The organism is Streptomyces sp. RPT161 (assembly GCF_027533845.1).
In the GTDB taxonomy this organism is placed as follows: Bacteria; Actinomycetota; Actinomycetes; order Streptomycetales; family Streptomycetaceae; genus Streptantibioticus_A; species Streptantibioticus_A silvisoli_A.
Genome location: NZ_JAPZVN010000041.1, coordinates 1 through 19,794, shown reverse-complemented (window position 1 = coordinate 19,794; position 19,794 = coordinate 1). Strand labels below are relative to the sequence as shown.

14 protein-coding genes are annotated in these 19,794 nt (G+C 69.7%); 7 read left to right on the top strand and 7 right to left on the bottom strand.

The window, feature by feature from the left end:
- Positions 1-689: 689 nt before the first annotated feature.
- From O5O46_RS34410 to O5O46_RS34395, 4 genes are all read left to right on the top strand, one after another.
- A complete protein-coding gene (locus O5O46_RS34410) occupies positions 690-3,509 on the top strand; it encodes a helix-turn-helix transcriptional regulator (protein ID WP_269859620.1) in 2,820 nt (939 codons plus the stop codon).
- Positions 3,490-4,401, top strand: a complete 912-nt coding sequence (locus O5O46_RS34405; protein WP_269859619.1) for a metallophosphoesterase family protein — start codon at positions 3,490-3,492, stop codon at positions 4,399-4,401. Before O5O46_RS34410 ends, O5O46_RS34405 begins: the two co-directional genes overlap by 20 nt.
- Complete coding sequence (locus tag O5O46_RS34400; RefSeq protein ID WP_269859618.1) at positions 4,398-5,078, top strand: 4'-phosphopantetheinyl transferase family protein; 681 nt, start codon at positions 4,398-4,400, stop codon at positions 5,076-5,078. Before O5O46_RS34405 ends, O5O46_RS34400 begins: the two co-directional genes overlap by 4 nt.
- Before the next feature lie 77 nt (positions 5,079-5,155).
- The gene (locus tag O5O46_RS34395) at positions 5,156-6,790 is read left to right on the top strand and encodes a flavin monoamine oxidase family protein (protein ID WP_269859617.1); all 1,635 of its coding nucleotides are present in this window, start codon (positions 5,156-5,158) and stop codon (positions 6,788-6,790) included.
- Positions 6,791-6,854: 64 nt separating this feature from the next.
- Here O5O46_RS34395 and O5O46_RS34390 read toward each other — a convergent pair whose 3' ends face one another.
- The 6 genes from O5O46_RS34390 to rfbD are packed head-to-tail and all read right to left on the bottom strand — an operon-like array spanning position 6,855 to position 12,646.
- Complete coding sequence (locus tag O5O46_RS34390; RefSeq protein ID WP_269859616.1) at positions 6,855-8,258, bottom strand: class I adenylate-forming enzyme family protein; 1,404 nt, start codon at positions 8,256-8,258, stop codon at positions 6,855-6,857.
- Positions 8,259-8,275: 17 nt separating this feature from the next.
- Positions 8,276-8,959, bottom strand: a complete 684-nt coding sequence (locus O5O46_RS34385; RefSeq protein WP_269859615.1) for a thioesterase II family protein — start codon at positions 8,957-8,959, stop codon at positions 8,276-8,278.
- Complete coding sequence (gene rfbB, locus O5O46_RS34380) at positions 8,956-9,942, bottom strand: dTDP-glucose 4,6-dehydratase (protein WP_269859614.1); 987 nt, start codon at positions 9,940-9,942, stop codon at positions 8,956-8,958. Before rfbB ends, O5O46_RS34385 begins: the two co-directional genes overlap by 4 nt.
- The gene (locus O5O46_RS34375) at positions 9,939-11,006 is read right to left on the bottom strand and encodes a glucose-1-phosphate thymidylyltransferase (RefSeq protein WP_269859613.1); all 1,068 of its coding nucleotides are present in this window, start codon (positions 11,004-11,006) and stop codon (positions 9,939-9,941) included. The genes rfbB and O5O46_RS34375 overlap by 4 nt, the downstream gene beginning before the upstream one ends.
- Positions 11,003-11,635, bottom strand: a complete 633-nt coding sequence (gene rfbC / locus O5O46_RS34370) for a dTDP-4-dehydrorhamnose 3,5-epimerase (RefSeq protein WP_269859612.1) — start codon at positions 11,633-11,635, stop codon at positions 11,003-11,005. The genes O5O46_RS34375 and rfbC overlap by 4 nt, the downstream gene beginning before the upstream one ends.
- Before the next feature lie 3 nt (positions 11,636-11,638).
- On the bottom strand, positions 11,639-12,646 hold the full coding sequence (rfbD, locus tag O5O46_RS34365) for a dTDP-4-dehydrorhamnose reductase (RefSeq protein WP_269859611.1): 1,008 nt from the start codon (positions 12,644-12,646) through the stop codon (positions 11,639-11,641).
- A 283-nt stretch (positions 12,647-12,929) separates the two neighbouring features.
- Here rfbD and O5O46_RS34360 point away from each other — a divergent pair, with 283 nt between their 5' ends.
- The 3 genes from O5O46_RS34360 (at position 12,930) to O5O46_RS34350 (ending at position 15,925) form a co-directional block, all read left to right on the top strand.
- Positions 12,930-13,979 carry an ABC transporter ATP-binding protein gene (locus tag O5O46_RS34360; RefSeq protein WP_269859610.1) on the top strand — a complete coding sequence of 350 codons (1,050 nt, stop codon included), beginning with the start codon at positions 12,930-12,932 and terminating at the stop codon, positions 13,977-13,979.
- Complete coding sequence (locus O5O46_RS34355; RefSeq protein ID WP_269859609.1) at positions 13,976-14,872, top strand: ABC transporter permease; 897 nt, start codon at positions 13,976-13,978, stop codon at positions 14,870-14,872. Before O5O46_RS34360 ends, O5O46_RS34355 begins: the two co-directional genes overlap by 4 nt.
- Before the next feature lie 99 nt (positions 14,873-14,971).
- A complete protein-coding gene (locus O5O46_RS34350; RefSeq protein WP_269859608.1) occupies positions 14,972-15,925 on the top strand; it encodes an ACP S-malonyltransferase in 954 nt (317 codons plus the stop codon).
- 61 nt (positions 15,926-15,986) lie between these two features.
- Here O5O46_RS34350 and O5O46_RS34345 read toward each other — a convergent pair.
- Positions 15,987-19,794 (bottom strand): type I polyketide synthase (locus O5O46_RS34345; protein ID WP_269859607.1); only part of this gene is annotated, 3,808 nt, incomplete at its 5' end.

The window sequence follows — 19,794 nt, the reverse complement described above, 5'->3', positions numbered from 1 at the left end:
TAGGCCTCACCGTCGGGAGGCGTTGCCCGCCCGTGAGGCGTCGCCTGGGTGATCGTGGTCATGGTCGCTCCACCCCCGAGCCCGGTGTGCCGGGCGACAAAGTGGTCCGAAGTCGTGGTCCGACGTTCGGTCAACCGTGGGCCTTCCGCACCCACGTTCGGCGATTCAAACCCGTACAGCAGTGAGACTTCCACCACCATCGCCCCCTACCGTCCGCCGACCACCCCCCTAACCCGACGTGACCAGCAGTCATCGCCAACTCGCCACGCCCGCCGGAGCGGTGGCCGGCACACCGGGACCCATTCGATTCAACGGCCCGTTCACCCGCTGGTGATTTGCACGTTACTTTCACGTGGCGCGCACCTCGCCCATGCTTTTCTTCACCCGTCCGGGCGGTTGCTAGAGTTCCCGAAGAGCCTTCGGCCAGAGGCCCCGGCCGACGTCCGTGACCAGGCCTGCGCGCGAACTGACCTGAGCCGCGCGGGTCGTTGACGTCGTCCCGGAAGCGTACGGGGGAAGGAGCACGAGATCGTGGCCCACTTAGCGGGATTTCGCACGCGCGAGGCGTGAGAGGCATTCCGGAACCCTCCAGAACTACCGTTCGGTAACACAGCCGCCGGTAGCGGAACGCCACCTGACCGGCCTCCTTGATGGCCCCCGGATTTCTGCGCGTCTTAACGGGGAAGGAAATGACGAGTTTGTTGATCGAGCGGGATGAGGAGAAGGCTCGGCTCATCCGGTTTTTCGCCGGAAGATCCGACGGCCGGGGCCGTGTCGGTGTCATAAGCGGGGGTGTCGGCTCGGGCAAGACCGCACTGCTGAATCAGGTGTCGGAAGGCGTCATGGCCTCCGGCGTCCAACTGCTCAGCGCGGTTGCCGCACCCTCGGAACAGGCCTTCCCCTACGCGGTGTTGGAACAGCTCCTACAGGGCCTGCCGTCGCAAGGCGACGGCCTGCCACCGCTGTTGTTCCCACTGCCGTCCGAGCACGACCCACGACCGGACGATTCGGACCCCCAGGTACCGCTCACCATCCTGCGCTGCTTCCACCGCACCCTCGCCGAACTCACCGTGGAGCGGCCGCTGCTGATCGCCATCGACGACGTGCAGTTCGCCGACCCGCAGTCGCTGACCTGCCTGGCGTACGCCGTCCGCCGGCTGCCCGGCAACCGGCCTTCGCTGCTGGTCGCCTGCGGCGACCGCGCCTGCGGCACGCCAGCTTCCGTCAGGGAGCTGGGCCACCAACTCGACCTGTGCAACGTACGGCTTGGCCCGCTGTCGGAGCGGGGTGTCAACGGGCTGCTCGCCGACACGTTCGGCGCGGTGGACGCGGACCGGATCGCACCGGCCCTCCACGCGGCCACCGGCGGCAATCCGCTGCTGCTGCACGGTTTCCTGGACGACACTCCGCGCCCGGCCCCGGGCAGTGGTGGCCGGGTGGCGCTGACCCCCAAGGCCGGAGAAATGTTCCGGCAGGCCGCCCTGGGCTGCGTACACCGTGGCGGCGAGAACAACCTGCTGACCGCGCGGGGCATCGCGGTGCTGGGCGGCGCCGAGGCGCTACCGCTGCTGTGCGCGCTGGTCGGGCTGGAGGAGCGGACCGTCCGGCAGGCCGTCTCCGCGCTCGCCGAGGCAGGCATCCTCAACGAGCCGGGCACCGCGTTCCGCCATGAGGCGGTACGCGAGGCCGTGCTGGAGGACCTGCCCGCCGAGTCGGCCGCCCAACTGCGCTCGCTTGCTGCACGGTTGCTCTACGAGGACGGCGCGAGCCCGACCGCCGTGGCGCACCAGCTGATCGACCACGAGCAGCCCGCGTCGCACGAGGAGTGGGTACCGCAGGTGCTGCGGGAGGCCGCGCGCTGGGCACTCGCCGACGACGAGGTCGCGTTCGCCACCCGCTGCCTGCAGACCGCCGAGCGGCGCTGCGCCGACGACCAGGAGCGGCTGGCGATCAGGGCGGAGCTGGCGGAGATCCTCTGGCGGGTCAAGCCGTCCGCGTCCGCACAGCAGTTGCAGTCGCTGGCCGCGCCCGCCCGGGCCGGGCTGCTGCCGCCGAACCAGACGCTGCAGTTGGCGCTGGGCATGCTGTGGAACGGTCAGATGGACGACGCCACCGCGGCGATCCGACAGGTCAACGACGTGATGTCCAAGGAGCCCGACTCCCGGCTGGGCAGCGAACTCCAGGCCGCCCGGCTGCTGATGGCCTCCACGTACCCTGGGACACTGGGCAAGGTCCAGCACTGGCCCGGGCAGGAGCACGGCGGCCGTGGCGCCACGGCGGCGGTGATGCCGATCAGGGCGCTCAGCGCACTCCAGGCCGCGTTGCGCCAGGAGTCCGGGGACGCCGTGGCCGAGCAGGCCGAACAGGTGCTGCGCGGCACGCGGTTGACCGACATGTCCCGGCAGGTGCTCAAGACGGCGCTGCTGGCGCTGGTTTACGCGGAGCGGCTGGGCCCGGCGACGCTGTGGTGCGACCGGCTGCTGGCGGAGGCGGAGGCCCGTAACGCACCGAGCTGGCTGGCCGCGTTCAACGCGGTACGGGCGGAGATCGCCTACCGCCGCGGACACCTGGTCAAGGCGGTCGAGTGCGCCGAGCAGGCGCTGGAACAACTTCCGGCGCACGGGTGGGGCGTTGGCATCGGCATGCCGCTGGCCACGCTGGTCAAGGCCAGGACCGCGATGGGCCACCACGACACGGCGGCCGAGCTGTTGGAGTCCCCGGTTCCGGACGCGATGTACGCCACCAGGTACGGCGCGCACTACCTCTACGCGCGTGGCCGCCACCAGTTGGCCACCGGCCGCCACCATGCCGCGATGACCGACTTCGCGGCCTGCGGCGAGCGGATGCGCGCCTGGGGCATGGATTCGGCCACCCTGGTGCCGTGGCGGCTGGGCATGGCGGAGACCTGGCTGGCGTTGGACAACCACGAGAAGGCCGCCGAGTGGGCCAAGGACCAACTGGCCCGCGCCGCCGAGTCGCAACCCCGTGTCCGGGGCGCCGCACGGCGGGTGCTGGCCGCCACGCTGCCGCCTGCCGAGCGGCCCAAGCTGCTCGGCCAGGCGATCAGCGCGCTCCAGTCGGGCGGTGACTGCTACGAGATGGCGCGCGCACTGGCCGATCTGGGCCAGGCGCACAAGCAACTCGGTGAGGTGGCCAAGGGCCGGTTGCTGGTCCGACGGGCCTGGCGGATGGCGGAGGGTTGCGGCGCCGAGGAGTTGTACCGTTCGCTGCAGCCCACCCCGGTGCGCGGCGGCTCGTCGGAGACGGGCGGGGAGCCCTCGGGCAACGGCCGGGCGGACACCGCCGCGGTCGCCTCGCTCACCGACGCGGAGCGACGCGTCGCCTCACTGGCCGTGTACGGCTATACGAACCGCGAGATCGCGGCCAAGCTGTTCATCACGATCAGTACGGTGGAACAGCACCTCACCCGCGTCTACCGCAAGATCAACATAAGTCACCGCCAGGACCTTCCGGTCAGTTTGGACAGCGATGTCGCACACAGCGCCTGACGGCTCGGCGCCGAGCCCGACCCCCGGCAGATCCGACGGACGGCTGCTCGCCGTCAGCGACCTGCACATCGGCATGCCGGACAACCGGCCGATCACCGAGTCGCTGCGGCCGACGAGCGACGGTGACTGGCTGATCGTCGCCGGGGACGTCGGTGAGCTGACGCATGACATCGAGTGGGCGCTACGGCTGCTCACCAGCCGTTTCGCCAAGGTGGTGTGGGCGCCCGGCAACCACGAGCTGTGGACGCCGCGCGAGGAGCCGCTGCAACTGCGCGGCGAGCAGCGCTACCGGCATCTGGTGGAGATGTGCCGCGGCCTGGGCGTGGTCACCCCGGAGGACCCGTATCCGGTGTGGCGGGGAGCGCAGGGGCCGGTGGCGGTGGCGCCGCTGTTCCTGCTGTACGACTACACCTTCCGGGCGCCCGGCACCACGACGAAGGAGGAGTCGCTGGCCCGGGCGCACGAGGCGGGCGTGGTGTGCACCGACGAGTACCTGCTGCACCCGGACCCGTACCCGAGCCGGGACGCCTGGTGCCGGGAGCGGGTGCGGGAGACCGAGCGGCGGCTGGCGGCGCACGACCCTTCGGTGCCGCTCGTGCTGGTCAACCACTATCCGCTGGTGCGGGAGCCGACCGACGTGCTGTGGCACCCGGAGTTCGCGCAGTGGTGCGGCACCGAGCTGACCGCCGACTGGCACCGCCGGTTCAATACCGCGGCGGTGGTCTACGGGCATCTGCACATCCCCAGGACCACCTGGCACGACGGGATCCGGTTCGAGGAGGTCTCGATCGGCTACCCCCGAGAGTGGCGCCGCCGCGGCCATCCGCGGGGGCTGCTGCGGCAGATCCTGCCGTACCCCGAGGACGGCGAGAAGGAGGGGAACGGCGAGTGATAGGCGAACTGCTTCCCGCTGCGGTGGCCCGCGCCGAGGCGTTCGAGGACTGCTCCGAGGACGAGTTGTTCCCGCAGGAGCGGAAGTTGCTCGGCAACTCGGTGGAGCGCAGGCGCCGGGAGTTCACCACCGTACGGGCCTGTGCCCGGCGGGCGTTGGCGGACCTGGGTCTGCCACCCACGCCGGTGCTGCCCGGGGTGCGCAACGCGCCGCGGTGGCCGGACGGGATCGTCGGCAGCATGACGCACTGTGACGGCTACCGGGCGGCGGCGCTGGCCAGGGCGGCGGAGATGGTGACCGTCGGCATCGACGCCGAACCCGATCTTCCGCTGCGGCCCGGGGTGGTGGAGTCGATCGCCCTGCCCAGCGAACTGTCCTGGGTGCGGGCGGCGGTGCCCGGCGCTGTGCACCGGGACCGGCTGCTGTTCAGCGCCAAGGAGTGCGTCTACAAGGCGTGGTACCCCATGATGCGCAGCGAACTCGACTTCGAGGACGCGGAGATCGCCTTCGCCACCCAGACCGTCGACCCGGCGGGCAGCTCCGGCACGTTCACCGCACAGGTACTGCGTCCGGCGCGGCACGCTTCGGGTCGGTGGATGGACGCGTTCTGCGGCCGCTGGACGGCCAGCCGCGGGCTGATCGTCACCACCATCGCGCTGCCCGCCGCGGAACGCTGAAACCATTCCGGACCATCGCCGGAAACCAGGGTCGGTAGGGGTTGGCGGGGTAACCGGGGCGAAAATAGCGTGGGTTCATGCTCGTGCCGGATTTTCCGTTCTCGTACGACAGCTGGCTACGTCATCCGGCCGGGCTCGGCAGCCTGCCGCCGGATAGGGCCGGAACCGAGATCGCCGTTGTGGGCGGCGGTATGGCGGGAATCACCGCCGCCTACGAACTGATGCGGCTCGGGCTGCGTCCCGTGCTTTACGAGGCCGAGCAGTTGGGCGGCCGAATGCGTTCCGTGCCGTTTCCCGGGGAACCGGAACGCATCGCCGAGATGGGCGCCATGCGGTTTCCGCTGTCCGGCCGTTCGCTGTTCCACTACATCGACCTGCTGGGCCTGCGCACTTTTCCGTTTCCCAATCCGCTGGCGCCGAGCACCCCGAGCACCGTAATAGACCTCAACGGCCGCCGCCATCACGCACGTTCGGTGGAGGAACTGCCGGGGATCTACCAGGAGGTGTCCGACGCCTGGGACAAGGCGCTCCAGGAGCGGGCCGAGCTGTCCACGGTGCGTGACGCGATGCGGCGCGGTGATGTGGAGACGCTGAAGGTGGTGTGGAACCGGCTGGTCACGGAGTTCGACGACCAGTCGTTCTACGGGTTCCTGGCCACCTCCCCCTCGTTCCAGTCGTTCCGGCATCGGGAGATCTTCGGGCAGGTGGGATTCGGCACCGGCGGGTGGGACACGGATTTCCCCAATTCGTTCCTTGAGATCCTGCGAGTGGTGTTCACCGAGGCGGACGAAAACCAGGTCGGCATAGCGGGCGGCTGCCAGCAGGTGCCGCGCGGACTGTGGCGGCACGCTCCCGCCGACCTGGCGCACTGGCCCGCCGGGACGTCACTGGCCGGGCTGCACGGGGGCGCTCCCCGGCCCGCCGTCACCCGGATCGCCCGGACCCCGGACTCCGCAGGCTTTTCGGTGACGGACGAGGAGAACACCGTGCGGGAGTACCCGGCGGTCGTCTTCACTCCCCATCTGTGGACGCTGCTGCACCGGATCGACTGCGATCCGCGGATTCTGTCCACCGAGCACTGGACAGCCGTGGAGCGCACCCACTACATGGGATCGTCAAAGGTTTTCGTGCTGGTCGACCGGCCGTTCTGGCGGGACACCGATCCGGAAACCGGACACGAGGTGATGGGCATGACGCTCACCGACCGGATGCCGCGCGGTGTTTATCTTTTCGAGGACGGTCCTGACCGGCCCGCGGTCATGTGCCTGTCGTACACCTGGAACGACGATTCACTGAAGTACGCCACCCTTTCCGCGGACGAGCGGCTTGAGGCGCTGCTGAGCAGTTTGGCGGCGATCCATCCGAACGTCGACATCCGTTCGCACATCATCGGTGACCCGATCACCATCACGTGGGAGACGGAACCGCGTTTCATGGGCGCGTTCAAGTCGAACCTGCCGGGTCAATACCGTTATCAGCGGCGGCTTTTCACCCAGTTCATGCAGGAGGAGATGGATCCGGCGCACCGCGGTCTCTTCCTGTGCGGCGACGACGTCTCCTGGACGGCCGGTTTCGCCGAGGGCGCGGTGACCACGGCGCTGAACGCGGTGTGGGGGGTCGTCAACCACCTCGGCGGCGGTACGCATCCGCACAATCCGGGGCCGGGGGATCTCTTCCATGACCTGGCGCCCGTTGAACTTCCGTACGTCTGAACAACCGCACAAGGAAAAGGGGGGTTGGCGGAGTCACATCCGCCAACCCCCTTTTTCCGTCCACCTATTCCTGGGCGAGGGCTTCCAGTCGGCGCTTGTCCGGCTTGCCGTTGCGGTTGAGCGGAAAGGCGTCCAGCACGATGACCCGGTTGGGCTGCTCGTAGGCGGGCAGCAGCTCGTTGAGCACCTCGCGCCAGTGCGCGGCGTCCCGCCGCTGCTCGTCCTCCACGAAGAACACCAGCTGCGCGCCGCGCCGTTCGTCCGGCAGCGGTACCACCCGTACCGGGCACCGCGCGGCCTCGACCTTGCGCTCGATGAGTTCGGGATAGAGCGTGTAGCCCATGCGGTGCACGGCGAGCTTGCGACCGAGGACGAACAGGTTGCCGTGCTCGTCCAGATGGCCGAGGTCGCCGGTGGGCTGCCAGCCGGTCGGTGTGCGGATGAGCGTGCCGTCCTCGGCGAGGTGGCCTTCCAGCGCGTCGGGGGTGTCGACCTGGATCTCGCCCGCCTCTCCGGCGGGCATCGGCCGGCCGTCCTCGTCCACGATCCTGACCTGGATGCCCTCCATGGGGCGGCCGGTGGCGACCGGATTGTCCAGGGTGGCGAAGGCGATGTTGCCCAGTTCGGTGCTGCCGTAGCTGTCCAGCAGCGGCAGGCCGAACTCCTCTGCGTAGGCGGCGACCAGTGGTGCGTCCAGCGGTGCGGCGCCGACGCAGAACATCCTGGTGGACTCCAGGTGGGCGCGCAGCGCGGCCTTGCGGGTCACCAGGTTGAGGATGCTGCGGTAGCTGGAGGGTGTGGCGTCGATCACCGTGGTACCGGTCTGTCCGGCCATGCGCAGCGCGTGGTCGAGCCGACGGTAGGGGGCGACCACCAGCGAGCACCGGGTGAGCCAGGCGATCAGCACCATCGACAGGCCGTACTGGTGGGCGAAGGGAAGCAGCGGCAGCAGCACGTCATCGGGCCGATGGCCGACCTGCGCGGCGTTGCGCTCCAGGTTGCGCAGGAACTTGGCACCGGACTTGACGACACCCTTGGGGGTGCCGGTCGAGCCCGAGGTCCACATGATCAGGCCGTCCGGCAGTTCGCCCCAGGCGTCGAACGACAGCCGCTCGGTGCCGGCCGGACGGTCGGTCGCGGCGACCAGCAGCTCGTAGAGGTGGACGGGGTCGGCCTCGGCGTCGATGGGCGCGTCGTCGTCCACGAAGGTCTTCTTGACGCCGGTGCGCAGCGCGATCCGCCGGGTCTCCTCGACATGCTCCTGCTGATCGACCAGCACGATGGAGGCACCGACGTGCATCAGTGCGAACAGCACGCAGACATAGGCGGCGGAGTTCCCGGCCTTGAGCATGACGCGGTCGCCCGTGCCGACTCCGCCGTCGCGGATGACGGCGGCGATGCGCAGCGCGTCGCGCTCGAAGTCATCGAGTGTCTGTACCGAGTCGACTGCAAATATTCTCGCGGTCATACGTAGGCTTCCTTGTCCTACTCGGCTTGAATGGCTTTGACATTGGCAATGTTCATGGTGTTTGCAATGTTCTCGATCGATATCGACATGAGCTGGTCATGCACGAGGTTGACCACCTCGCGCTTGCTGTTGTCGAGGAAGCGCTGCGCGCCGGGCAGGACTTCGAGGTCGAACCGCCCGCCGGTGCACCGTCGCCAGGCCCGTACCCCGGCTGGTGTGGTGCGCGGGTCGTGGTTGCCGGTGAGCGCGACGATGCGGCAGCTCAGCGTCGGCGGGCCGAGCGGGGCGTGCACCCCGGGGGCGTTACGGCCCGAGACGAACAGCGTCATCAGCAGTGCGGTGGTCTCCCTCTCCAGCCGCTGGGCCACCCGGTAGGCGAGGTAGGCGCCGTCGCGGTGGCCGAAGAACGCCAGTCGGCGGTCGGTCCAGTCACCAAGCGCCTCGAAGATCTGGTCGGCCAACTCCTCGTCGTCCTGGACGGGTTCACCCTCGCCGTGGCACAGGTCGTCGGGATCCCCCGCGTCTCCCGGGTACTGGATGACCAGTACCTCCACGGTGGGCAGCAGCAGTTCCGCCAACGCCAGGTAGTAGGCGGTGGAGTTCACGAAGCCCGGAAAGCAGACCAGGCGGAAGCTGCTCGGGGTGGCCGGTTGCAGGATCCTGATCAGGCCGATGTCGTCGGGCGTGGTCTCTTCCGTCATGTGGTCGGCGGCCCCTGCCTGAGGGGGGTCCACACCTTGTGGTTGTTGCGGTACCAGTCCACGGTCTCGGCTATGCCCAGCGTGAAGTCATGGACCGGCCGGTACCCCAGCTCGTCGCGGATCTTGGTCCAGTCGACGCTGTACCGGCGGTCGTGCCCCTTGCGGTCGGCGACCAGGTCCACCCGGTCCCAGTCCGCCCCGCACGCCTCCAACAGCACTTCGGTGAGCTGCTTGTTGGTCAGCTCGGTGCCGCCACCGATGTTGTATATCTCGCCGGGTCTACCGCCGGTGAGCACCGCGAGCAGACCTCTGCAGTGGTCGCCCACGTGCAGCCAGTCCCGTACGTTGCCGCCGTCGCCGTACAGCGGTACGTTCTGGCCGCTCAGCAGACGGCTGACGAACAGCGGGATGACCTTCTCCGGGTACTGGTACGGGCCGTAGTTGTTGGAGCAGCGGGTCACCCGCACGTCCAGGCCGTGGGTGCGGTGGTAGGACAGCGCTATCAGGTCGCTGGCGGCCTTCGACGCGGAGTACGGCGAGTTGGGCAGCAGCATGTCGTCCTCGGTGGACGAGCCGAACGGCACCGAGCCGTACACCTCGTCGGTCGAGACGTGCACGAACGGCGCGGTGCCGTGCCGCAGCGCGGCGTCCAACAGGGTGCTGGTGCCCAGGACGTTGGTGTGCACGAAGTCCTGTGCCGCCGCGATGGAACGGTCCACATGCGACTCGGCGGCCAGGTGGATCACCGCGTCATGCTCGGCGACCAGCCGGTCGACCAGGGCGACGTCGGTGATGTCACCGCGGACGAACACGTAGCCGGGCGCGTCCTGGACCGGTGCGAGGTTCTCCAGGCAGCCCGCGTAGGTGAGCTTGTCCAGGACGGTGACCCGCACGTCGTCACCGAGCGGCCGGTCGGGGCCGAGGACGGTGCGCACGAGATGGGAGCCGATGAAACCGGCGGCGCCGGTGATCAGGAGCTTCATGAGCGGATCTGCACCTTGCTGTGGTCACCGAGGATCAGGCGGTGGGCTTGCGGGGTACGGGGGGCGGGCGTGACCGCCACGTCACGGCCGATCATGGACGCCTCGATGCGGCGGACGCCGTCGATCGTGGCGCCGGTGAGGACGATCGAGTACTCGATCTCGCTGTCCGCGATGGTGCAGTGGTCGGCGACCGAGGTGAACGGCCCGATGTAGGAGCCCTCTATGCGGGTGCCGCGACCGATGATCGCCGGTCCGACGATCCGGGAGCGGGAGACCGTGGCGCCCGGCTCTATGACGACCCGGCCGACGAGTTCGCTCTCCTCGTCCACGGTGCCCTCGCAGCGCGGATCGAGCCGGTCGAGCACCGTGCGGTTGACCTCCAGCATGTCGGTGGCGTTGCCGGTGTCCTTCCAGTAACCGGTGACGACCGAGGAGCGCACCCTGGCGTCGTGGTCGATCAGCCACTGGATGGCGTCGGTGATCTCCAACTCGCCGCGTGCGGACGGGGCGATGGCGTTGACCGCTTCGTGGATGGCGGGCGTGAAGAAGTAGACCCCGACCAGAGCGAGGTCGCTCTTGGGGAACGCCGGCTTCTCCTCAAGCGCGACGACCCGACCCTCGTCGTCCAGTTCGGCGACGCCGAAGGCGGAGGGGTTGCTGACCCGGGTGAGCATGATCTGGGCGTCCGGTGTGGTGTCCCGGAAGTCCGCCAACTGGTCGGCGATCCCGCCGACCAGGAAGTTGTCACCCAGGTACATGACGAAGTCGTCGTCGCCGAGCCAGTCCCGCGCGATGCGCACCGCGTGTGCCAGGCCCAGCGGCCGTTCCTGCGGAATGTAGGTGACCGTAAGGCCGAAGGCCGAACCGTCTCCCACGGCGGCCCGGATCTCCGGAGCGGTGTCGCCCACGATGATCCCCACCTCGGTGACACCCGCCTCGGCGATGCCTTCGAGTACGTAGAAAAGGATGGGCTTGTTGGCCACCGGGACGAGTTGCTTCGCCGATGTGTGGGTCAGGGGACGCAGGCGGGTGCCGGACCCCCCGGACAGGACGAGCGCCTTCACGGGGTCTCCTCGATCGGCTCGGTGCTCTCGCTGGTAGCGGAGGCGAGGGAGTGCAGGAAGGCCCGGCACTCCTGGTAGGACGGCAGCAGACCGGCCGCCTGGGCCTGGGACAGGCTCGGGGCGGTGGCGTCCTTGGCGGACAGGATGGGTGCCGTGCCGTCCAGCCAGTCGATGCCCAGGTCCGGGTCGAGCGGGTTGACGCCGTGCTCGCGGCCCGGGTCGTATCCGGTCGAGCACAGGTAGACGACGGTCGCCTCGTCGGTCAGCGCCTGGAAGGCATGGCCGAGCCCCTCGGACAGGAACACCGCGTTGCGTTCGACGTCGTTGAGCTCCACCGCCTCCCACTCGCCGAACGTCGGCGAGCCGGTGCGCAGGTCCACCACCACGTCGCGGACCGCGCCGCGCACACAGGTGACGTACTTGGCCTGGCTGGGCGGTACGTCGGCGAAGTGCACACCGCGCAGCACACCACGGCGGGACACCGAGCAGTTGGCCTGCGCGAGGTTCAGCCGGCGGCCGGTCGCCTCCAGGAGCCGCTCGCCCTGGAAGACTTCCAGGAAGGTGCCGCGGTCATCGTCGAACTGCCGCGGCTGGTGCACCCAGGCGCCGTCGATGGACAGGGGTTTCATGGCTCAACGCGCCTCCGCTACCGGGGTTTTGGGGTCGGCGGCCCGGCCGGTCGCGTCCGTGAGCGCCTCGGTGAGCGCCGCGCGCCAGTGCCGCAAGGGGGGCAGGCCGGCCTTCGCCCACCCGTCATGGCCCAGCACGCTCCATGCCGGGCGGCGCGCCGCGCGCACCAGTTGGTCGCTGCCGATCCGCCGCACCCGCTCGGGATCGGCGCCCACCAGTTGGAACACCTCACGGGCCAGCGCGTACCAGGTGGTGTGCCCGCCACCGGTGCCGTGGAAGATTCCGGTGGACCGCTCCAGCGGCAGCCCGCCGAGTTCGATCAGCCGCTCGGCGAGGTCGCCCGCCCAGGTGGGCTGGCCGTGCTGGTCGTCCACCACGTCGACGGTGCGGTCCTCCTGAAGCGCGATCCGGGCCATGGTGCCGACGAAGCCGGTGGTCGCGGTGCCGGTGGCGGCCCTGCCGTACAGCCAGGCGGTGCGCACCACGGTGGAGGCGTGCGGCAGCTCGGCCAACGCGGCCTGCTCGCCGGCGAGTTTGGTGCGGCCGTACGCGGTGTGCGGTGTCGGCGAGGCCAGTTCACCGTAGGGAGTGCCCAAGTCCTCGGGGGCGCCGCCGAACACGTAGTCGGTGGAGACGTGCAGCAGTCGGGCACCGGAGGCGGCGCAGGCGCGGGCCAGGTGGCGCGGACCGTCGGCGTTGATCCGCGCGGCGGCGGCCTCCTGGGACTCCGCGTCGTCGACGGCGGTCCACGCGGCGCAGTTGACCACCACCCGGGGGCGGTGTTCGGCGACGGCTCGCTCGACCGCGCGGGCATCGCTGATGTCCAGCTCGGCACGGCCCAACGCCACGATGTCGGCGCCTCGAACGGTCAGCCGGGCGGTCACCTCGCGCCCCAGCGTGCCGCCCGCGCCCACCACCAGCCAGCGGCACTCGGTGGCGGAAGACGGCGGCACGGATATGGCGGACGCGAAATCGCGAGGCGCGTCGTGCGGCGGATGTCCCGCCGTCATTTGTTGCGCAGAATCCTTCGACGCGGTCACGCGGCGATGCTATGGGGTTATTCCGGGGAGTCGCAACACCCGGAATTTCCCCCTAAGCACCCCTAGTGAGCGGCACGAACCCCTAACTTAACGGTCCGGTAGGTCCATGGTGTGGGCAGTCGTGCTAGACATGGCACGCACCATATTGCTCCCCAATCCGTCGGCGCACAACGACGCAGCCCGCCGCACGTGCGACCCTCGCGGCAGAACGCCGGTGCTGCCGTTATAGCGTCCAGCTTGATTCGCAGGGTCAATGAACACAATACGTCCGCTGGATTATGCCGTCCTAGTCGACGGGCTGGTCAAAAAATATCCCGACCGTGAACACCCCGCCGTGGACAACCTCAGCTTCACCGTGAACCATGGTGAGGTCTTCGGGTTCCTGGGCCCGAACGGAGCCGGAAAAACCACCACGATCGGCATTCTCACCACCCGCGTGGCGCCGACCGGTGGGCTGGCGTTCGTGCAGGGCGTCGACGTGGTCGCCAAACCCGCGGTGGCCCGCCAGTCGTTCGCCGTCGTACCGCAGCGCAACAACCTCGACCGTTCCCTGACAATCCGTCAGAACCTGGTGTTCCACGCGGGATACCACGGTCTGCCGCGCGCCGAGCGCAACCGACTGGCCGACGAGAGCCTGGAGTTCGTCGGCCTCACCGATCACGGCAACGCCCGTTCCGACGAGGTCTCCGGTGGTCAGGCGCAGCGCGTGATGATCGCCCGGGCGCTGATGCACCGGCCCCGGGTGCTGTTCCTGGACGAACCGGCCACCGGTCTCGACCCGCAGTCCCAGCTCTTCGTCCGCGAGCGGGTGGCCGAACTCAGCAAACGCGGCGTGACGGTGGTCATCACCACCCACGACATGGACGAAGCCGAGAAACTCTGTGACCGGGTCGGAATCATCGACCACGGCCGGCTGCTGGCCCTGGACACTCCGCAGGCGCTGATGGAGAAGCTCTCCAACACCTCGGTCAGCGTCACCATCGCACCACCGGAGTCCGGTGCGGACGGCGTTATCCAGAAGCTGAAGCGGATCGATTCGGTAGCCAATGTCGAGATCGTCCGCCAAGAAGAAGAGGATCCGCTCGCAGGCGCCGAGTTCGGCGAGAACGGATTCGAGTTCCACCACGAAACCAAGTCGGCGGACGTGCGGTTGAAGGTCTACTCCGACGCCGCCTCCTCGGTGATCCTGCCCACCGTCATCAAGGCACTGGCCGAAGCGAACTGTGAAATCAAGGACATGAGCGTCGGCAATTCGACCCTGGAAGACGTATTCGTCGAGTTGACCGGTAGGGAGATGCGATGACCACCGCCCCCACCTCCACGTCCGATTCCACGGCCGCGCCGACGCTGCCCGCCGAGGAGTCGGAGGCCACCGTCGTCGCCGTCCAGCAGTCCCGTGCCGGACGGCACCGGCGCCGGGCGACCCGCTGGCGGACGTTCTACTTCATCCTGTGGCGGGATGTCTTCGTCACCGGCCGGGAGCTGGCGCCGTTCCTCGGCCAGGTGCTGGTCGAGCCGTTCTTCATCCTGTTCGTCTTCGGCAAGGTGCTGAGCAACCTCGGCTACACCAACCCGGGGTTCCAACAGGTGCTGCTGCCCGGTGTGGTGGCGCTCAACAGCTTCCTGGTCTCGCTGCAGAACACCGCGCTTCCGCTGGCCATCGACTTCTCGTACACCAAGGAGATCGAGGACCGGCTGCTGGCGCCGATCCCGGTGACGCTGGTGGCCGTCGAGAAGATCATCTTCGGCGCGATGCGCGGAGTGATCGGCTCGCTGGTGATGATCCCGATCGGTCTGGGGCTGCTCGACCATGTCTCCTGGCCGCTGCACACCATGCCGGCGACCCTGGGCATCATCACGCTCGGCGGCATCGTGGGCGGCGCGGTCGGCCTGACGCTGGGCACCCTGGCGCCCGCACGCCACATCAGCATCGTCTTCGCGATGACGCTGACCCCCATCATGTTCACCGGCGCCACCCAGTTCCCGTGGGCCAGCCTGTCCCACATCCGGTGGTTCCAGATCCTGTGCGCCTTCAACCCGCTGACGTACGTCAGTGAGGCGATGCGCGGGCTGCTGCTGCCGAAGGGCGGGCCCCACTCGATACCGCTGGGGATCTGCGTCGGCGCGATCGCGGCGACCACGCTGATCTACGGCTTCATCGGCATCCGAGGCTTCCACAAGAGGGCGCAGGACTGATGCCCGTCGGGCAGAACCCTGGCAGGGGCCTTGGGGCTTGTCCCAAGGCCCCTGCCGTGGTGGAGAGCAACCGAGAACAGTAAGGGCGTACACCACGAAATGACCGCAACCGAGCAGGCGCGTACCGCCATAGTGTTCCCCGGCATGGGGCCCTCCCGCTTCTCCGAGGTGGGCAAGTTCCTGATGCTGGACCCGTACGCCCGGCGCCGTCTGGCGGAGGCCGACGAGGCGCTGGGCACCTCCGTCTTCGACAACTTCCGGGAAGCCACCGAGGACTACTCGGAATTCAGCCAGGTCGCCTTTCTGGTCAACTCGATGGCCCTGGCCGACAAGGCCGAGGAGACCCTGGGCATCAGGCCCGACTTCTGTGTCGGCCCGAGCTTCGGGCAGAAGGCGGCGGCGGCCTACGTCGGCAGCCTGTCCTTCGCCGAGGTGGTCCGGCTGACCGTCGAACTGGCCCGGCTGGAGGAGGACTTCTTCCGTCGCGAGTACACCGACGTGGTCACCCACTCCTTCGTCCGCACCCCCGAGGAGCGGCTGAAGGAGATCCTGGCCGACTTCGACGAGCGCGACGAGTGGTACGACTTCTCCGGCTACCTCGACGACGGCTTCTACATGCTCTCGGTGCGGGAGAAGGAACTCGACGGCCTCAAGCAGGCCATCAGCAAGGCCGGTGGGTACTCCATGTACTCCATGCGGCCCCCGGTGCACGCCCCGGCGTTCTCCGCACTGCGCCGTGAGGCCGAGCAGCAGGTGTTCGCCTCGTACCAACTGGCCGACCCGAAGCTGCCGGTGGTCACCGACCAGGACGGCACCGTCATCAACTCGGCCGCCGCGATGCGGACGATGATGCTGGACACCTTCGACCGGCCGATCAACTGGCGTGATGTCGTCGCCACGTTGAAGGGCGCCGGGGTGACCAAGGTGTGCGTCACCGGCCCGGACAACCTCTTCCACCGGCTGGACTGCACCAAGGACAACTTCGAGGTGATGGCGGTCGGCCTGACCAAGCGCTCCCGCGAGCGGGAACGCGACCGCGGTCGCACCAGGTAACGCGTCCAACCAACGCCAAAGGGCCGGGCTCCGAGGAGCCCGGCCCTTTCGGTGCCCGCGGTCAGCGACCGAGCCAGTCGTCCACCGCCCGCGCGGTGGTGTCGGCGTGCCGCTCCATCATCGTGAAGTGGTTGCCCGGTACGTCCACCGCGGTGTGCTCCAGGTCCCAGTAGGACCGCCAGTCACCGTCCTTCGACCAGTCGAACAGCCGCTCCCCGGCCCGCACCAACAGCGTCGGAGTGCTGATCGGCCGCGGCTTCCAGTCGCCGAACAACCGGAAGTAGCCGCCCATCGCCAGCAGCCGGGTGTCGTCGACCGGCACGTAGCTCTCCTGCCGCTCGTTCATCCCCTCGGCCAGGCCCGGCTGGATGCCCACGATCGCGTCATCGTCGTGCGAGTAGATGTCGATCAGCACCACCGCCTCCGGCGCCGACCCCTCGGACTCCAGCCGTGCGGCCACCGCGTGCGCCAGCATTCCGCCCGAGGAGTGGCCGAGCAGCACGAACGGCCTGCCGTCAGCGTGCCGTACCACCGCCTGCGCCTGCGCCTCGATCACCGCCTCCTTGCTGGCCGGCAACTGCTCCCCGGCGAGGAAGCCGGGCGCGCCCAGCGCCCACACGTCCCGGCGGCCCCGGAAGCCCGCGGCGAACCGGGCGTACTGGTGCGGTCCGGAGATCGACAGGATCGAGGAGAAGCAGACCAGTCCCGGCTGCCGCTCGCCGGAGGACAGCCGCACCAGGCTCGGCGCCTTGCGCAGCTCGGCCGCGGAGCCGAACGACGGACGGAACCGCGAGGCCTCCATCAACAGACCCATGAACTCACCGGACTTACCCAGCTCACCGGCCTGCCGCAGCATCGCCCCGAACACTCCGTCAGGGGTCTCGGCCGGGCCGTCCACCGCTGCCTCGGGAGTGGCACCGGCCAGTTCGGCGCGCAGCCGCTGGGCGGTCAGCATCGGCGTCGGCTGATCGAACAGCAGCGTCGGTGGCAGCCGCAGCCCGGTGGCCGCGTTCAGCCGGTTGCGCAGTTCGACGGCGGTCAGCGAGTCCACGCCCAGTTCCAGGAACTCCCGGCCCGCGCTCACCTCGTCCGGCGACGCGTAACCGAGGACGACGGCGACCTGCTCACGCACCAGTTCCAGCAGCACGGCCTCCTGCTCGGCCTCGTCCAGCCCGGCCAGACCCCGCAGCAGCGTGCCCGCCTCCGGCTGAACGGCCCCACCGGCGTGTGCGGTCCGGCGCGCAACGCCCCGTACCAGCCCGCGGAAGAGTCCGGGCAGCGCACCGGCCGCCGCCTGGGCGCGCAGCGGCGCGGTGTCCAGGTCCACCGGGACCAGTGCGGCGTCGTCGGCGTGCCCGCAGGCGGTGTCGAACAGCGCCAGTCCGCGCTCGGTGGACAGCGGCAGCAGACCGCCCCTGGCCATCCGCCGCACATCCGTGTCGGCCAACTCGCCCGTCATCGCGCTGCGTTGTGCCCACAGGCCCCAGGCCAGCGAGACCGCGGGCAGCCCGTCGGCGCGACGCCGCTGTGCGAGGGCGTCCAGGAAGGCGTTGGCCGCCGCGTAGTTGCCCTGACCGGGGGTGCCGAAGGTGCCGGCCGCGGACGAGAACAGCACGAACGCGGTCAGGTCCAGGTCCCGGGTCAGCTCGTGCAGGTTCACCGCCGCATCGACCTTCGGCCGGAACACCGTGTCGATCCGGTCCCCGGTGAGCGACGGGATCAGCCCGTCGTCCAGCACACCGGCGGTGTGCACGACCGCGGTGAGCGGATGTTCCCCGGGCACGTCGGCGAGCAGCTCGGCCAGGGCCTCACGGTCGGCCGCGTCACAGGCCGCCCAGGTGACGTCCGCGCCCAACCCGGCCAGCTCGTCGCCCAGTTGCGGGGCGCCCTCGGCCGCCGCGCCGCGACGGCTGGTGAGCAGCAGGTGCCGTACGCCGTGCTCGACCACCAGGTGCCGGGCGACCAGTCCACCGAGCGCGCCGCTGGCACCTGTGATCAGCACGGTGCCGTCCGGGCCGAACGACGGCCGGTCCTGCGGCTCGGCGGCGACGGGAACCCTGGCCAGGCGCGGCCCGTACAAACCGCCGTCACGTGCGGCCAGTTGGCTCTCGTCGTTCGCCACCGCGGCCGACAGCAGGGCGTACGAGACGTCCTGACCGTCGACGTCCAGCAGGGTGAAGGCGCCCGGGTTCTCCGTCTGGGCCGAGCGCAGCAGACCCCACACCGGTGCGTGCGCCAGATCCGGCACACCCGCGTCGCCGTGCGCGGCAACCGCGCCACAGGTGACGAACACCAGCCGGGAGCCCTCGAAGGACTCCTCCGCCAGCCAGCCCTGAACGAGGGCCAGGGCGTCGTGAGTCGCCTGCCGGGCGGACTCGGCCGGGGCGCAGGGCGCCAGGACCACGTCCGGCATCGGCTTGCCCGCCCGTACGACACCGGCCAGGGCCGCCAGATCGGCATATCCGTCGACCACGGCGCCTGCGGTCTCCAGCACGGCCGCCAGCTTGAGGTGATCGACGCCGACCACGGCCCAACGCCGGGCCGCGGCCGTCTCCTGGGCCTGAACGGCCGTCCACTCTACCCGGAACAGCGAGTCATGGAACTGCGGCTGCGGTGCGCCGAGTTGGGCCGGATCGACCTGCCGCAGCGCCAACGACTCGACCGATGCGACCAGGTCGCCCGTCTCGTCCGCCGCCGTCAGCGACACCGAACCGTCCGCGTCCGGCGTGATCCGCACCCGCAGTGTGTCGGCACCGCTGGCGTGCAGGGTGACACCGGTCCACGAGAACGGCAGCCGGATCGCCGGTGCGCCCTCGGCTTCGCCGGTGAAGGTACCCAGGGCCAGGCCGTGCAGCGCCGAGTCGAGCAGCGCCGGGTGCAGCCCGAACCGGGCGGCGTCGGCGTGCTGCTCCTGCGGCAGCCGCAGTTCGGCGAAGACCTCGTCGCCGCGCCGCCACGCCGCCCGCAGCCCCTGGAACGCCGGGCCGTACCCGAAGCCGCCCTCGGCGAACCGCTCGTAGAGTCCCTCGACGTCCAGCGGCCGTGCGTCGGCCGGGGGCCACACCGTGAGGTCGTGCGCCGGACGGGCCGAGCCGGCCGCCAGCACACCGCTGGCGTGCCGGAGCCACGGCGCTTCGGCCGGGGCGTCCTGCGGGCGCGAGTGCAGGGCCAGCTGGCGCCTGCCGGAGCCGTCGGGCTCCGCGACGGACAGCCGCAGTTGCACCGCGCCGTCCTCGGGCAGGATCAGCGGAGCCTGGAGGGTGAGTTCCTCCAGTACGTCGCAACCGACCTGGTCCCCGGCCCGGATCGCCATCTCCACGAACGCCGTCCCGGGCAGCAACACCGTTCCGGCCACCGCGTGATCGGCCAGCCACGGGTGGGTGCGCAGCCCCAGCCGCCCGGTGAAGACGATGCCGTCGGACTCCGGCAACTCCACAGCCGCACCCAACAGCGGGTGATCGGCGTCCCCCAGGCCGATGGAGGTGACGTCGCCCACCACTACGGGAGGGACATCGATCCAGTAGCGCTGGTGCTGGAACGCGTACGTGGGAAGGTCCACGCGACGAGCCCCCGCGAAGTACGCCTGCCAGTCGACGGGGGTGCCCTTGATGTGGGCCTGGGCGACGGCGGTGGCGATCCCTTCCGGCTCGGGACGGGCGTTGCGGATGGTGGGTGTGAAGGCCGCCTTCTCCGGGTGCGTCACGCAGTCCTGGGCCATCGCCGACAGGACGCCGTCCGGCCCGAGTTCGAGGTACGTCGTGACGTTCTGGGCTTCCAGCGCCTGGACGGCGTCGAGGAAGCGGACCGCCTCGCGGGCGTGGCGGGTCCAGTAGTCGGGCGCCGCGATCTCCTCGGCGGTGACCAGCTTT